This window comes from Stenotrophomonas sp. YJH_SMC_65, from assembly GCF_059369475.1.
This window is the reverse complement of the sequence record NZ_JCAFSR010000007.1, coordinates 160,789-175,814: the sequence shown is the minus strand read 5'-3', so window position 1 is coordinate 175,814 and position 15,026 is coordinate 160,789. Positions and strand designations below refer to the sequence as shown.

Annotated in this window: 9 protein-coding genes; 8 read left to right on the top strand and 1 reads right to left on the bottom strand. The window is 68.0% G+C overall.

The window, feature by feature from the left end; genetic code table 11:
• Positions 1–2: 2 nt before the first annotated feature.
• The 6 genes from AC5P7A_RS14865 to AC5P7A_RS14840 all read left to right on the top strand — a co-directional run bounded on the left by AC5P7A_RS14865 (position 3) and on the right by AC5P7A_RS14840 (position 9,601).
• Positions 3–1,025: a cupin-like domain-containing protein gene (locus tag AC5P7A_RS14865; protein ID WP_049439670.1), complete on the top strand. Its 1,023-nt coding sequence runs from the start codon at positions 3–5 to the stop codon at positions 1,023–1,025.
• Between the two features lie 11 nt (positions 1,026–1,036).
• Positions 1,037–2,569 carry a tryptophan halogenase family protein gene (locus AC5P7A_RS14860; protein ID WP_049439678.1) on the top strand — a complete coding sequence of 511 codons (1,533 nt, stop codon included), beginning with the start codon at positions 1,037–1,039 and terminating at the stop codon, positions 2,567–2,569.
• Between the two features lie 164 nt (positions 2,570–2,733).
• Entirely contained in the window at positions 2,734–4,227 is a 1,494-nt protein-coding gene (gene xylB / locus AC5P7A_RS14855) for a xylulokinase (RefSeq protein ID WP_495220272.1), read from the top strand.
• A 43-nt stretch (positions 4,228–4,270) separates the two neighbouring features.
• Positions 4,271–5,605, top strand: coding sequence for a xylose isomerase (xylA, locus tag AC5P7A_RS14850; RefSeq protein WP_495220271.1), 1,335 nt, complete (start codon positions 4,271–4,273; stop codon positions 5,603–5,605).
• 31 nt (positions 5,606–5,636) lie between these two features.
• The gene (locus AC5P7A_RS14845; RefSeq protein WP_046430740.1) at positions 5,637–7,046 is read left to right on the top strand and encodes a sugar porter family MFS transporter; all 1,410 of its coding nucleotides are present in this window, start codon (positions 5,637–5,639) and stop codon (positions 7,044–7,046) included.
• Complete coding sequence (locus tag AC5P7A_RS14840) at positions 7,043–9,601, top strand: glycoside hydrolase family 3 protein (RefSeq protein WP_495220270.1); 2,559 nt, start codon at positions 7,043–7,045, stop codon at positions 9,599–9,601. Before AC5P7A_RS14845 ends, AC5P7A_RS14840 begins: the two co-directional genes overlap by 4 nt.
• A gap of 67 nt (positions 9,602–9,668) precedes the next feature.
• Here AC5P7A_RS14840 and AC5P7A_RS14835 read toward each other — a convergent pair whose 3' ends face one another.
• Positions 9,669–10,727, bottom strand: a complete 1,059-nt coding sequence (locus tag AC5P7A_RS14835; RefSeq protein WP_014647205.1) for a LacI family DNA-binding transcriptional regulator — start codon at positions 10,725–10,727, stop codon at positions 9,669–9,671.
• A 92-nt stretch (positions 10,728–10,819) separates the two neighbouring features.
• Between AC5P7A_RS14835 and AC5P7A_RS14830 the strand changes: the two genes are divergently transcribed.
• The gene (locus AC5P7A_RS14830) at positions 10,820–12,994 is read left to right on the top strand and encodes an alpha-glucuronidase family glycosyl hydrolase (RefSeq protein WP_126412254.1); all 2,175 of its coding nucleotides are present in this window, start codon (positions 10,820–10,822) and stop codon (positions 12,992–12,994) included.
• Positions 12,991–14,979 (top strand): sialate O-acetylesterase, encoded by a 1,989-nt coding sequence (locus AC5P7A_RS14825; RefSeq protein WP_495220269.1) that lies wholly within the window; start codon positions 12,991–12,993, stop codon positions 14,977–14,979. Before AC5P7A_RS14830 ends, AC5P7A_RS14825 begins: the two co-directional genes overlap by 4 nt.
• Positions 14,980–15,026 lie beyond the last annotated feature (47 nt).

Below are 15,026 nucleotides of genomic sequence, written 5' to 3'. Positions count from 1 at the left end.
CGGTGCAAGCCCGCCTGCCGATACGGATCCTGGAAGGCATCGATCCTGCTGGCTTGCCATTGGCCGCCCTGGTGGAGGCCGGTGAGCCGGTCGTACTGCGCGGCATCGCCAGCGGTTGGCCACTGGTCCAGGCCGGACTGGGTAGCGCGCGTGACGCGATGGCGTACCTGTGCAGCGTCGATGCGGGTGCGCCCATCCAGTACTCGTTCGGCGGCGCCGAGATCGCGGGTCGCCCGTTCTACAGCGCGGACTTCACCCGGCTGAACTTCGAAGTGCGGCGCGGTGTACTCGCCCAGGTGCTGGAAGAGATCGCCGCGACGTTGCATGCGCCGCGGCCGCCAACCTATTACGTGGCCTCGCTGCCGATCACGCGGGCACTGCTGCCGGCATTCGCGCAGGCCAACGATGCCGGGCTGGCGAAGCAGGGCATCGACGCCACAGCCAGCATCTGGATCGGCAACCGGGTGACGGCCTCGTGCCATTTCGACACACCCGACAACCTCGCCTGCTGCGCGGTGGGGCAGCGCGAGTTCACGCTGTTCCCGCCCGCCCAGGTCGACAACCTGTATCCGGGCCCGCTCGATCCCACGCCGGGCGGACAGGTGGTCAGCGTGGTGGACTTCGAGCGCCCCGACTTCGATCGGCATCCACGTTTCCGCGAGGCGCTGGCGCATGCACGCAGCGCGGTACTTGGGCCCGGCGATGCGATCTTCATTCCCAGCATGTGGTGGCACCATGTACGCAGCCTGGAACCGTTCAACGTGCTGGTGAACTACTGGTGGCGAAGCTCGCCGGCCTGGCTGGGGTCGCCGCTGGCGGCGCTGCAGCACGCGATGTGGTCCGTGCGCGACTTGCCAGCGCGTGAGAAGCAGGCCTGGGAAGGGCTCTTCCGTTACTACGTATTCGGCCCCGGCGAGCGCGCCGGGCAACACCTGCCTGACACGGCGCGCGGGGATCTGGCACCGTTCGACGAGCAGCGCGCCCGCCGCATGCGCGCGATGCTGCTGGGCAGGCTCAACCGTTGAGAGAGGGCACCGTGTTGGATACCCAGAGCACGCCTGCAGGGCGCATCCGCAAGGTGGTCATTGCCGGTGGCGGTACGGCGGGATGGCTGGCCGGCTGCGCGCTGGCGCATCAGTTCCGTGACCAGCTGCAGATCACGCTGGTCGAGTCCGAGCAGATCGGCACGGTCGGCGTCGGTGAGTCCACCGTGCCGCCGATCCGCACCTTCCATCGCTTCCTGCAGATCGACGAGCAGGAGTTCCTGCGCGCGGTGGCCGGCACCTTCAAGCTGTCGATCTCGTTCGAGAACTGGCACCTGTCGGGGGATCGCTTCTTCCATCCGTTCGGCACCATCGGCCACGGCACCTGGGCGGCACCCTTCCATCACTTCTGGCTGGACAGCCTGCGCCGCGGCATGCCCTCGGAGCTTGGCGACTTCAGCCTGGAGAGCATCGCATCGCATGGCGACCGCTTCTCGCTGCACACCCAGCCGCAGGCCAGCTATGCGTATCATTTCGATGCGAGCCTGTATGCGCGGTTCCTGCGCCGCAGGGCCGAGGCCCACGGCCTGCGCCGGATCGAAGGCAGGATCGCCCAGGTCAGGCAGAACGCGCACGACGGTTCGGTGCAGGCGCTGGTACTGGACGACGGCCAGGTGATCGAGGGCGACCTGTTCATCGACTGCACCGGCTTCCGTGGCCTGCTGATCGAGCAGACGCTGGGCACCGGCTACGAGGACTGGCACCAATGGCTGCCGTGCGACCGCGCCGTGGCGGTGCAGACCGAAGCGGTGGCACCGCCGGTGCCCTATACCCGGGCGATCGCCCACGAAGCGGGGTGGCGCTGGCACATCGCGCTGCAGCACCGCGTTGGCTGCGGGCTGGTGTATGACAGCCGCCACCTGTCCGATGACGAGGCCGCAGCGAAGCTGCTGCGCGATGCCGGGGCTCCACCCTTGCGCGATCCATGGAAGGTGCCGTTCCGCAGCGGGCGCCGGCTGAAGGCCTGGAACAGGAACGTGGTGTCGCTCGGGCTGGCCAGCGGCTTCATCGAACCGCTGGAGTCGACCAGCATCCATCTGACGATCAGCGCGGTAGTGCGCCTGATCCAGCTGTTCCCGTTCGATGGCATCAGTGCGTCGCTGGTGAAGCTGTACAACGATGTCAGCCGCCAGGAAATGGAGCACGTGCGCGACTTCATCATCCTGCACTACCACGCAACCCAGCGCCCCGAACCGATGTGGAAGGCGTGTCGCGAAATGTGCGTGCCCGAATCGCTGCAGCAGCGGCTGAGCGCGTGGCGCGAGCGTGCACATGCGTGGCAGGACCCCGGCGAGGTTTTCCGCGTGGAATCCTGGACCAGCGTGCTGCTCGGGCAGGGCATCGCACCCGGTCCCGCCCACCCGCTGGCGCGGGCCGTGAGCGACGCCGATCTGCGCACCCTGTTGAAGGGCATCCAACAGCCCGTGCAGCAGGCTGCCGCGCAGATGCCGGCGCAGGCGGAGTTCATCGCGCAGTACTGCAGGTCCGGCGTGGACGTGTGGCGTTCGACGGCAGCAGGCGCGTAACAGGGTTTTGCGTTGCAGCACGCTTTTTCCGCTGCAGCTGGTTACAGTGCGGCAACACCGCTGGCGATGACGCGCGCGGTGGCAACGAGGGGGCCGGACACCACGCCCCCTTTTTGAGTCCACGGAATGTTAGCGCTACCTTTTTTTGATCGGAGGCGGTTTCGATGGGTCTGGTTGCAGGGATCGATGCAGGGACGCAGAGCCTGAAGGTGCTGGTCTATGACCCGCGGACGCAGGTGGTGGTGGCCTCGGCCAGCGTGCCGCTCGCGCTGGACAGCGGTGCCGACGGCAGCCGTGAACAGGCGCCTGCCGGCTGGGTGTCGGCCCTGCGCGACTGCTTTGCCAGGATCGACCCCTCGCTGCGCGCTCGCATCGTCGCACTGGCGGTATCGGGGCAGCAGCATGGGTTTGTGCCGGTTGATGATGCTGGCGAGGTACTGGCGCCGGCCAAGCTGTGGTGCGACACCAGCACCTCGGCCGAATGCATCCAGATCATGGACGCCGTGGGCGGGTTCCAACGGACCATCGCGCTGGCGGGCAACCCGATCCTGGCCGGCTACACAGCGTCCAAGCTGCCCTGGACCCGGATCCACCGTGCCGACGCCTATGCGCGGCTGGCGACCATCCTGCTGCCACACGACTACCTGAATTTCGTGTTGACCGGGCAGCGGTTCTGCGAGCTTGGCGATGCGTCCGGAACCGGCTGGCTGGACGTGCGCACACGCACCTGGTCGCAGGAACTGCTGCGCGCCACCGATCCTGATCGTGATCTTGCCGCCTGCCTGCCGCCGATCGCCGCACCCGACGCCCTGTTCGATATCGCGCCGAAGGCCGCGGCCGCGCTCGGGCTTGCAGCGGCGGTGAAGGTGGCCGTTGGCGGCGGCGACAACATGATGGCGGCGATCGGCACCGGCTGCGTCACGGAAGGTCGACTGGCGATGAGCCTGGGAACCTCCGGAACGCTGTTCGCCTATTCCGGCTCGCCAATGATCGATCCGGACGGCGCGTGGGCGGCGTTCTGCTCGTCCACCGGTGGCTGGCTGCCGCTGATCTGCACCATGAACTGCACCGTAGCCACCGAACGCGTGGCCAGCGCCTTCGGTTTCCGCACCCGCGACGGCGATGCGCACCTCCACGCGACGCCGCCGGGCGCAGGGGGGCTGGTGATGCTGCCGTTCCTCAATGGCGAACGCACCCCCGACCTGCCGCTGGGCAAGGGCGTGCTGGCTGGCCTGGACATTGCCAATTTCACCCCGGCGCACGTGTACCGCGCCGCCGTGGAGGGCGCGACCTACAGCCTGAAGTACGGCTACGACGCCTTCGTCCGCGCGGGCATGCAGTTCGATCGCATCGTGCTCACCGGCGGCGGCAGCAACAGCGCGGCCTGGCGTCAGCTGGTGGCTGATGTGTTCGGCCTGCCGGTGGACGTCCCGGTGCAGGCCGAAGGCGCGGCGTTTGGTGCGGCACTGCAGGCGCTGTGGGCGCTCGCCCGGGCGCAGGGAGACGCCGCCTCGATCAGCGACATCACCGCGCGCCACGTCACCGTCGATCCGGCGCTGTCCGCACGGCCGGATCCGGCCCGCAGCGCTGCCTATGCACGGGCCTACGCACGCTTCCTCAGCCATCTTGATGCCATCACGCCGCTGCAGCGCGGCTGATGGCTCCTCCACGACACCCCGTACAACGACAGGAGCACGCACCATGAGCACGCAGCCCTTCATCGGCGCCAAGGAGTACTTCCCCGGCGTCGGCCGCATTCCGTTCGAGGGCAAGGGCTCGGACAATCCGCTTGCCTTCAAGGTCTACGATGCAAACCGGGTCATCGGTGGCAAGACCATGCAGGAGCATCTGCGCTTCGCCGTGTGCTACTGGCACACCTTCTGCAATGCCGGGCACGATCCGTTCGGCCCGGGTACCCGGCAGTTCCCGTGGGAGGCAGCCTCGCCACTGGCCACGGCCGAAGCGAAGGTGGACGCGGCGTTCGAGTTCTTCACCAAGCTGGGCGTGCCGTACTGGTGCTTCCACGATATCGACCTGGCGCCGGATGCCGACGACATCGGCCAGTACCAGAAGAACCTCTCGCACATGGTGGCCCTGGCCAAGGCGCGCCAGGAAGCCACCGGCGTCAAGCTGCTGTGGGGCACGGCCAACCTGTTCTCGCACCCGCGTTACATGAACGGCGCATCGACCAACCCCGACTTCGCGGTGGTCGCGCGCGCAGCGGTGCAGGTCAAGGCCGCGCTGGAGGCCACGGTCGAACTCGGCGGCGCGCACTACGTGTTCTGGGGCGGACGCGAAGGTTATGCGTCGCTGGCCAATACCCAGATGAAGCGCGAGATCGAACATTTCGCGCGCTTCCTCACCATGGCCCGCGACTACGGCCGCAGCATCGGCCTGAAGGGCAACTTCCTGATCGAGCCCAAGCCGATGGAGCCGATGAAGCACCAGTATGACTTCGACAGTGCCACGGTGGTGGGGTTCCTGAAGGAGCATGGGCTGGACAAGGACTTCAAGCTCAACATCGAAGCCAACCACGCCACGTTGTCCGGGCACACCTTCGAGCACGACCTGCAGGTTGCGTCCGACCATGGCCTGCTCGGCAGCATTGATGCCAATCGCGGCAACGCGCAGAACGGCTGGGACACCGACCAGTTCCCCAGCGATCTGTACGACACGGTGGGTGCGATGCTGGTCGTGCTGCGTCAGGGCGGGCTGGAGGGCGGGTTGAACTTCGATGCCAAAGTGCGCCGTGAGTCGACCGACCTTGAGGATCTGTTCATTGCCCATATCGGCGGCATGGATGCGTTCGCACGCGGGCTGGAGGTTGCCCATGCACTGCTGACCGAGTCGCCCTGGGAGCAATGGCGCAAGGAGCGCTACGCGAGTTTCGACAGCGGCGCCGGCCAGGAGTTCGAGCGTGGCACGCTCAGCCTGCCGGACCTGGCGGGCCTGGCCGCCCGCCTCGGCGAACCGCACCAGGCCAGCGGCAAGCAGGAGCGTTACGAAAACCTGCTCAACCAGTACCTGCTGCGCTGAGCGCGGCAACGGTGCACTCGAGGGGACGGGAATGAACCAGGCAGCAGGCAGCGGTGAGAACACCCGGCTGATCGTACTGATCAGCGTGGTAGCGACGATTGGCGGTTTTCTGTTCGGCTTCGACAGCGGCGTGATCAACGGCACCCAGGACGGCCTGCACCAGGCGTTCCGGTCCGGTGAATGGATGCAGGGGTTCGAGATCGCGTCGATGCTGCTGGGCTGTGCGGTGGGCGCGTTCAGTGCCGGCCGCCTGGCCGACCGCCTCGGCCGTCGCAACGTGCTGATCCTGTCGGCGGTGATGTTCCTGCTGTCGGCACTCGGTGCCGGGGCGGCGGCCTCGTCGGGCTGGTTCATTGCGGCGCGGGTGGTGGGTGGGTTCGCGGTAGGCGCGGCGAGCGTGATCTCGCCGGCCTACATTGCCGAGGTCGCTCCGGCCCGCTATCGCGGCCGCCTGGCCACGGTGCAGCAGATCGCGATCATCACCGGGCTCACCGCTGCCTTCCTGTCCAACTACCTGCTGGCGGCCGCAGCGGGCGCGTCGACCGAGCCGCTGTGGGCCGGGCAGGCTGCCTGGCGCTGGATGTTCTGGATGCAGGCCGCGCCATCGCTGGTGTTCCTGCTGCTGTTGCTGACCATTCCTGAGAGCCCGCGCTACCTGGTGGTGAAGCGGCGCAAGGACGACGCGCTGCGCGTGCTCACCCGGCTGCTCGGCAACGACAAGGCCCGCGCCACGCTCGAAGAGATCGATGCCTCGCTGTCCAACGACCACCATCGCCCGCGCCTGTCCGATCTGAAGAGCCGGGCGACCGGGCGGATCCGCCCGATTGTGTGGGTCGGCGTCGGACTGGCCTGCTTCCAGCAGCTGGTCGGCATCAACGTGGTGTTCTACTACGGCGCCGTGCTGTGGCAGGCGGTCGGCTTTTCCGAAAACGACGCGCTGCTGATCAACGTGCTGTCCGGCGCGCTGAGCATCGGCGCCTGCGTGGTCACGGTGCTGCTGATCGACCGGATCGGCCGCAAGCCCCTGCTGTGGTTCGGCTCGGCCGGGATGTCGCTGTCGCTTGCACTGGTGGTGGTCGCGTTTGCAAGTGGTTCACTGGCCGACGGGCATCTGCAGCTACCCGGGCGCATGGGCACGCTGGCGCTGGTGGCGGCCAATGCCTATGTCGTGTTCTTCAACCTGTCGTGGGGGCCGGTGATGTGGGTGATGCTGGGCGAGATGTTTCCGAACCAGATCCGCGGTTCGGCACTGGCGGTCGCCGGCGCAGCGCAATGGACCTCCAACTTCGTGGTCACGGTGACGTTCCCGATGCTGCTGGCCGCGGCCGGGCTGGCGGCCACCTACGGCATCTACCTGGTGGCGGCGATCATCTCGGTGATTTTCGTGGTCCGGCATGTGCACGAGACCAAGGGCAAGGAACTGGAGCAGATGGAAGGATGAGCGCCATGACATCGCAGACCTCCGTATCCCGCAGCGGCGTGCTGGTCGCCGTGCTGACGCTGGCGTTGCTGGGCTGCCACGGCCAGGACCGGCCCGCCGCCACTGCGGGAGCCGCCAGCGACCCGTGGCCGCAGGTCACCTGGCCACTGGCCGCGGATCCTGCTCTGGAGAAGCGGATCACCGACCTGATGGCCGGCATGACGGTGGAGGAAAAGGTCGGCCAGCTCGTGCAGGGCGACATTGCCAGCCTCACCCCCGATGACGTGCGGCGCTACCGCCTTGGTTCGATCCTGGCCGGTGGCAATTCCGACCCCGGTGGCCGCTACGATGCGTCGCCAGCCGAGTGGCTGGCGCTGGCAGACGCCTTCTACGACGCGTCCATGGACACGTCGAAAGGCGGCAAGGCCATCCCGCTGCTGTTCGGCATCGATGCCGTGCATGGGCAGAGCAACATCATTGGCGCCACGTTGTTCCCGCACAACATCGGGCTGGGCGCCACACGCAATCCGGAGCTGCTGCGGCAGATCGGTGGCATCACCGCGCTGGAAACCCGCGTCACCGGCATGGAGTGGACGTTCGCGCCGACCGTTGCGGTACCCCAGGATGATCGCTGGGGCCGCAGCTACGAGGGCTACTCGGAATCGCCCGAGGTGGTGGCCAGCTATGCCGGCGCCATGGTGGAGGGATTGCAGGGCAGGGTGGGAACACCGGAGTTCCTCGATGGCCGCCATGTGATCGCCTCGGTGAAGCACTTTCTCGGTGATGGCGGCACCACCGACGGCAAGGACCAGGGCGACACCCGCATCAGTGAGCCGGACCTGGTACGCATCCACGCCGCCGGATACCCGCCGGCCATCGCCGCCGGCGCGCAGACCGCGATGGCATCGTTCAACAGCGTCAACGGTGAAAAGATGCACGGGCACCGGCACTACCTCACCGATGTGCTCAAGGGACGCATGAACTTCGGTGGCTTCGTGGTGGGCGACTGGAATGGTCATGGCCAGGTCAAGGGCTGCACCACCACGGACTGCCCGGCCACGATCAACGCGGGCCTGGACATGGCGATGGCCTCGGACAGCTGGAAAGGCTTCTACGAGACGACGCTGGCTGCGGTGAAGGACGGCCGGATAACGCCGCAGCGCCTGGACGATGCGGTGCGCCGGATCCTGCGGGTCAAGTTCCGCCTGGGGTTGTTCGAGGCCGGCAGGCCGTCCACGCGGGCCGTTGGCGGCCAGTTCGCACTGATCGGCGCGCCGGCACATCGCGCGGTGGCCCGGCAGGCCGTGCGCGAATCGCTGGTCCTGCTGAAGAACCAGAACGGCGTCCTGCCGCTGTCGCCGAAGCAGCGGATCCTCGTGGCCGGCGACGGTGCCAACGATGTCGGCAAGCAGGCCGGGGGCTGGACGCTCAACTGGCAGGGCACCGGCACCACCCGCAAGGACTTCCCCAATGCGGACTCCATCTATGAGGGCATCGCGCACCAGGCCAGGGCGGCCGGTGGTGAAGCCGTGCTTGCCGTTGACGGTCGCTATGCAGTGAAACCCGACGTGGCGGTGGTGGTGTTTGGCGAAGACCCCTATGCCGAGTTCCAGGGAGACCGGCCGACGCTGGCCTACAAGCCCGGCAACGAAACGGATCTGGCGCTGCTCAAGCGGCTCAAGGCCGATGGCATACCGGTCGTCGCGGTCTTCCTGAGCGGGCGGCCGCTCTGGGTGAACCGGGAAATCAATGCCGCCGATGCCTTCGTGGCCGCGTGGCTGCCGGGCTCGGAAGGCGCCGGCATTGCCGATGTACTGCTGCGCGGAAGCGATGGCCGGGTGCAGCACGATTTCAAGGGCAAGCTCAGTTTCAGCTGGCCGCGCACCGCCACCCAGTACGCCAACAACGTCGGCCAGAAGGACTACGATCCGTTGTTTGCGTTCGGCTTCGGCCTGACCTACGCCGACAACGGCGACCTGGCCGCGCTGCCGGAGGCATCGGGCGTGACCGGCAACGAGGGCGCGACCGGCGTGTTCTTCGCGCGCGGTGATGCAGGCCCCGGCATGGCGCTGCGCCTTGAGCAGGCCGCAGGCCAGGGCCTGACCGTGACCCACGTGCCGGACGCGTTGCCCGATGATCGGCTGAAGATCACCGGCGTGGATCATCTGGCGCAGGAGGATGGGCGACGCCTGGCCTGGTCGGGCAAGGGCGAGGCCGTTGCTGCACTGCAGTCGCACACGGCGCTGGACCTGCAGCGCGAATCCAACGGTGACCTGATGCTGCTGACCACGCTGCGCGTGGACGCTGCGCCGGAGGGTGAGGCGTGGCTGTCGGTCGGTTGCGGCGTGGGCTGCTCGGCACGCATCGCCATCGGGCCGTCGCTGGCGGCCCTTCCACAAGGCCAGTGGAAGCGCGTTGGCGTGCCGCTGAAGTGCCTGGCCAAGGCGGGTGCAAAGCTGGACGCGATCGACCGACCGTGGTCGGTGGTGACGGCCGATGCGATGACGATCTCCGTGTCACGCGTCGCGCTGGGCGCACTGAACGAAGCCGAGGTCGCCCTTGGATGCGGCGCATGATTGCTGCCGGCCTGACCGGCACCCTGCCGCCTACTGCGCAGGCGCAGGCATGAGGGCGGGGCCTTCGCTACCGGCGCGTGGGCGGTGCGGCTACCGAACCGCGTGCGATCAGCCGATGCGGCATCACATGTTCGCGCAGCACCGTTGCGTCCCCCGCAGGCCGGCGGATGGTGCGCAGCAGGATGTCGATGGCCGCGTTGGCCATCGAGGCGATGGGCTGGTGGATCGTGGTCAGTTCCGGCCACACGGTGGTGGCGGCCGAGGTGTCATCGAAACCCACCACCGACAGGTCGCGTGGCACTTCCAGCCCGCGCCGATGCGCCACGGAGATGGCGGCGGCGCCCATGTCGTCGTTGCTGGCGAAAATCGCGGTCGGTGGCCGGCGCTGGGACAGCAGCTTCTCGGCCGCTGCCAGGCCGGACCGGTAGGTGTAGTCACCGTGCTGGACCAGGCCGGGCTCCACCGCCAGCCCGGCCTCGCGCAGGGCGGTGACGAAGCCGTCGTAGCGGAGCGCACTTGCGCTCAGGTCATCGCGCCCACGGATGAAACCGATGCGGGTGTGTCCCTGCCGGAGCAGGTGATCGGTCATTTCCCTGCCCGCACTGAAATCGTCGATGCGGACGCAGGACAGGGCCTCGCTCAGGCGACCCGATGCGATGGCCACCACCGGAATGCCAGCCTTGACCAGTTCGCTTACGGCGGCCTGCGATTCGCACAGCGGCGGCGGCAGGATCACCCCGTCGACGCGTCCGGCGAGCGCACGCGCCGCCCTGCGTTCGGATTCGGCATCCAGGTTGTCCCAGTAGTCGATGACCAGCTGGATGGCGGAACTGGAGGCGACGCGCAGCAGGCCCACCAGCAGTTCGCGCAGGTAGGCGCCGCTGGGGTTGGTGTAGATCAGCGCAATGCGCGTGTGCTGTGCAGCGGCCAGCGAACTGGCGGCAAGATTGGGCGTATAGCCCAGCTCACGCACGGCGCGCAGCACGCGCTCGCGGGTGACGTCGCGCACCTTGCCCTGGTTGATTACCCGCGACACGGTCATCGGCGAAACGCCGGCAAGGGCCGCAACCTCGTCGATCGTCACGCCTGCGGTTCTGCGGCGAACCGATTTCTTCGGCTTGTCCAATGCACGATCCCTTTGTTCTTGGTGGCGCTGCCGCGCGGGTGCGAAGGACGATGATGCGCTGCCCCGGGCCCGGACGTAGTCTACAAAGGCGCATGTTAACGCCGTTGTTGCGCGCTGTCGGCACGCACCTGTGGGCCCTGCTCGTGCTGCTGGCCTGTGTTGGCGGGGCACGGGCGGAGGATGGCTATGCGCTGTGGATGCGCTACCAGCCGGTTGCCGCAACGGTCGCTGCCGATTACCGGCGGCAACTGGCCGAAGTGGTGGCCCCGGATCGCACGCCAATGCAGCGCGCCACCCGCGACGAGCTTGCGCGCAGCCTCCCTGGATTGCTGGGAGCGTCGCCGCCAATGCGAACGGCAATCAGTACCGAGCGTGCCCTGGTGCTGGGCACGCCGCAATCTTCGACACTCGTCGCCGCGTACGGCAACGAGATCGCCACGTTGGGCAACGAGGGGTTCCTGATCCGGCGGGTCCGGATCGAGGGGCGCGACGTGCTGCTTGTGGCGGCACGCCAGGATGTCGGCGTGCTGTATGGCATGTTCCATCTGCTGCGGCTGATGCAGCGTGGCACCCCACTGCAGGCGCTGGATGTGCGTGAGTCGCCGCAGGTCGCACTGCGTGTGCTCAACCATTGGGACAACCTGGATCGTTACGTCGAGCGTGGCTATGCAGGCAGCTCGCTGTGGGACTGGCAGACGTTGCCGCAGTGGCGTGAGCCGCGCTACACCGACTACGCCCGTGCCAATGCCTCGCTCGGCATCAACGGCACCGTCCTCAACAACGTCAATGCCAGTGCGCTGAGCCTGTCGCCGGCCTATCTGGCCAAGGCCGCCGCGCTGGCCGACCTGTTCCGGCCCTATGGCATCCGGGTCTACCTGAGCGCGCGCTTCAGTGCGCCGATCGAGCTTGGCGGCCTGGCAACGGCTGATCCGCTGGATCCGGCTGTGCGGCGCTGGTGGCGCGACAAGGTCGATGAGATCCATGCGCGCATTCCGGATTTTGGCGGTTTCCTGGTCAAGGCGAACTCGGAGGGGCAACCCGGCCCGCAGGATTACGGTCGTTCCCATGCCGACGGCGCCAACCTGCTGGCCGAGGCACTGGCGCCCTACAACGGCGTAGTGATGTGGCGCGCCTTCGTGTACTCGCACCAGGTTCCCGAAGATCGCGCCAAGCAGGCGTACAGCGAGTTTGTCGGGCTGGACGGTGCCTTCCGCCCCAACGTGATCGTGCAGGTGAAGAACGGTCCCATCGACTTCCAGCCGCGCGAGCCGTTCCATCCGCTGTTCGGCGCCATGCCACGCACGCCGCTGATGATGGAACTGCAGATCACCAAGGAGTACCTGGGTTTTGCGACGCACCTGGTGTACCTGGGAACGCTTTACGAAGAAGTGCTGCAGGCCGACACCCATGCACGTGGCGAGGGCTCCACGGTCGCCCGCGTGATCGACGGCTCGTTGGAAGGTCATGCACTGACCGGCATCGCCGGCGTTGCGAACATTGGCGTAGACCGCACCTGGAGCGGCTCGCATTTCGACCAGGCCAACTGGTACGCGTTCGGGCGACTGGCATGGAATCCGCAGCAGTCCGCGCGCGGCATTGCCGAGGACTGGGCCGCGCTGACCTTCTCGCCCGACCCGCAGGTGACCGGCCCGATCGTGCGGATGATGATGGACTCGCGCGAGGCGGCAGTGGACTACATGACGCCGCTTGGGTTGCATCACCTCATGGCACGCGGCCATCACTACGGTCCCGGCCCCTGGGTGGACGGCGGCCCGCGTGCGGACTGGACGTCGGTCTACTACCACCGTGCAGACCGCAACGGCATCGGCTTTGACCGCAGCGCAAGCGGAAGCAACGCCGTGGGGCAGTACTTCCCGCCGGTTGCCGGGGTTTATGGCGATCCGGCGCGGGTGCCCGAGTCGCTGCTGCTGTGGTTCCATCACGTGCCGTGGGACCGCCGCATGCGCTCGGGCAGGACGCTGTGGGACGAACTGGTCGGGCGCTATTCGCGGGGTGTGCGCCAGGTGCAGTCGATGCAGGCGACCTGGGCGGGCCTGCGCGACCGGATCGATCCGCAGCGGCACCAGCAGGTGGCGGCGTTCCTGCAGATCCAGCGCGAGGAAGCGCAGTGGTGGCGCGATGCCAGTGTGGCGTACTTCCAGTCAGTCAGCGGCCGACCGCTGCCGGCGGGAGAACGGCCACCGCCACAGCCGTTGTCGTACTACCAGGCGTTGCAGTTTCCCTTCGCACCCGGAGATGGGCGATGAACCGGTTCGGATGGTCCGCGCGCGCGGCGGCGTTGATGGTGCTGGCGTGGCTTGCCGCACCGGTGGCGGCCGGCGAAACGACGGGTTTGCTGCACCCGCTGTTCCAGGACCATGCGGTCCTGCAGCGCGACCGGCCGATCACCGTCTGGGGCCAGGCAAGCCCTGGGCAGGCGGTATCGGCCACCTTCGCGGGCCAGACGGTGGCCACACAGGCCGATAGGGCAGGCCGCTGGCAGGCCATGTTCCCCGCCATCGCCGCAGGCGGCCCGTACACCCTCGAGGCAACCGCCGGGACCCGGCGTGAGACGGCGCAGGATCTTCTGGTCGGCGACGTCTGGTTGTGCGCGGGGCAGTCGAACATGGAGCTGCCGGTCTGGCGCTCGCTCAACGCAGCCAGCGAGATCGCCTCGGCCACGCTGCCACGGATCCGGCTGTTCAGCGTGCCGAAGGACGCGGCCGTGCAGGCGCAGGAGAGCTTCAAGGGTGACCCTGGATGGACGCGGGCAACGCCCGATTCGGTGCGCGGTTTCTCTGCAGCCTGCTTCTATTTCGCCCGCGAACTGCAGCGCACGGTTGCCGTACCGATGGGGCTGATCCAGGCAGCGTGGGGCGGCTCGCGGATCGAGGCCTGGACCAGTACCAATGCCCTGCGCGGGCAAGGTGGCATGGACGAGGCCCTCGATATTCTCGCGCGCTCTGCCCGTGATCCGCTGGAGGCACGCGCAGCCTGGGGCCGCCACTGGCAGCACTGGTGGGAGACGCGCGAAGGGGCGCTGCCGGGCGACGCACCTTGGCGCGCGGATACCGATGACCGCGCATGGTCGCACGCACCGGCCACACTGGGCGCATGGGAGCGGTGGAACGAGCCCGCGCTTGCCGATTACAACGGCATGGTCTGGTATCGCACGCAGGTGGTGCTGAGCGCTGAACAGGCTGCACGCGGCGCGACCCTGGAGCTGGCATCGGCCGACGAGGTGGACGTGACCTGGGTGAACGGGGTCGCCGTCGGCAGCCAGTACGGCGCCGGCCAGAGGCGCTATCCGTTGCCGAGCGGCCTGTTGAAGGCGGGATCCAACAGCATTGCGGTCAACGTGCTGGACACCTACGGCGAAGGCGGCCTGGCCGGCCCCTCAACGGCATACGGCCTGCAGTTCGATAACGGCGAGCGCGTGGCACTGCAGGGCCTCTGGAAATACCGGGTGGCGGCGGGCCAGCAGGCGCCGCCTTTCGCGCCATGGCAGGCCGCCACCGGGCTGTCGACGCTGTACAACGGGATGATCGCACCGCTCGGGGGCTTCGGGCTGCGCGGCATGCTCTGGTATCAAGGTGAATCGAACACCAGCGATGGTGCGGCGTATGCGATGCGGTTGCGTGCGCTGCGCGAGGACTGGCGGCGGCAGTTCGGTGCGCGCACGCCACTGCTGCTGGTGCAGCTGGCCGGCTACGGCCAGCCGCCGGTTGTGCCCGCCGCCAGCGGTTGGGCGCAGGTGCGTGAGGCGCAGCGGCGCGTCGCCGCCGAGGATGCGCGGAGCGGGCTCGCCATTGCCATCGACATCGGCGACGCCTACGACATCCATCCGCCGAACAAGCAGGAGCTCGGGCGCCGCCTGGCGCGCGTGGCGCGCCACGTGGTGTACGGCAAGCAGGACGTGGCGCCGTCGGGTCCGCGAGCGGTAACGGCCGTGCGGACGCCCGCTGGCGTGGCCATTGCGTTCGAGGATGTCGAAGGCGTGCTCACCGCGACCGGCGCGCTGCGTCCGATTGGTTTTGAACTGTGCGGGACCAGGGGTGATACCCGCCACTGCGACTACGGCGACGCCGAACTGGATGGGCGCCGGATCCTGCTGCGCGGCCCGCTGTCGACGCACGCAACGCATGTCCGCTATTGCTGGGCCGATGGCCCGGTGTGCACGCTACGCGACCGCAGCGGGGCACCGGCAGGCCCGTTCGAACTTCCCATTGCCGAAGCCGAGACGCGACGATGATGACGTTGTCCACGCAGTCCCCTCCGGTCCGCGACAGGGCCGGCCTG

Bases quoted from the DNA above. Each gene is read 5' to 3' on its own strand.
- xylB (WP_495220272.1), top strand. From the start codon at position 2,734: ATGGGTCTGGTTGCAGGGATCGATGCAGGGACGCAGAGCCTGAAGGTG.
- xylA (WP_495220271.1), top strand. From the start codon at position 4,271: ATGAGCACGCAGCCCTTCATCGGCGCCAAGGAGTACTTCCCCGGCGTC.
- AC5P7A_RS14845 (WP_046430740.1), top strand. From the start codon at position 5,637: ATGAACCAGGCAGCAGGCAGCGGTGAGAACACCCGGCTGATCGTACTG.
- AC5P7A_RS14840 (WP_495220270.1), top strand. From the start codon at position 7,043: ATGAGCGCCATGACATCGCAGACCTCCGTATCCCGCAGCGGCGTGCTG.
- AC5P7A_RS14830 (WP_126412254.1), top strand. From the start codon at position 10,820: ATGTTAACGCCGTTGTTGCGCGCTGTCGGCACGCACCTGTGGGCCCTG.
- AC5P7A_RS14825 (WP_495220269.1), top strand. From the start codon at position 12,991: ATGAACCGGTTCGGATGGTCCGCGCGCGCGGCGGCGTTGATGGTGCTG.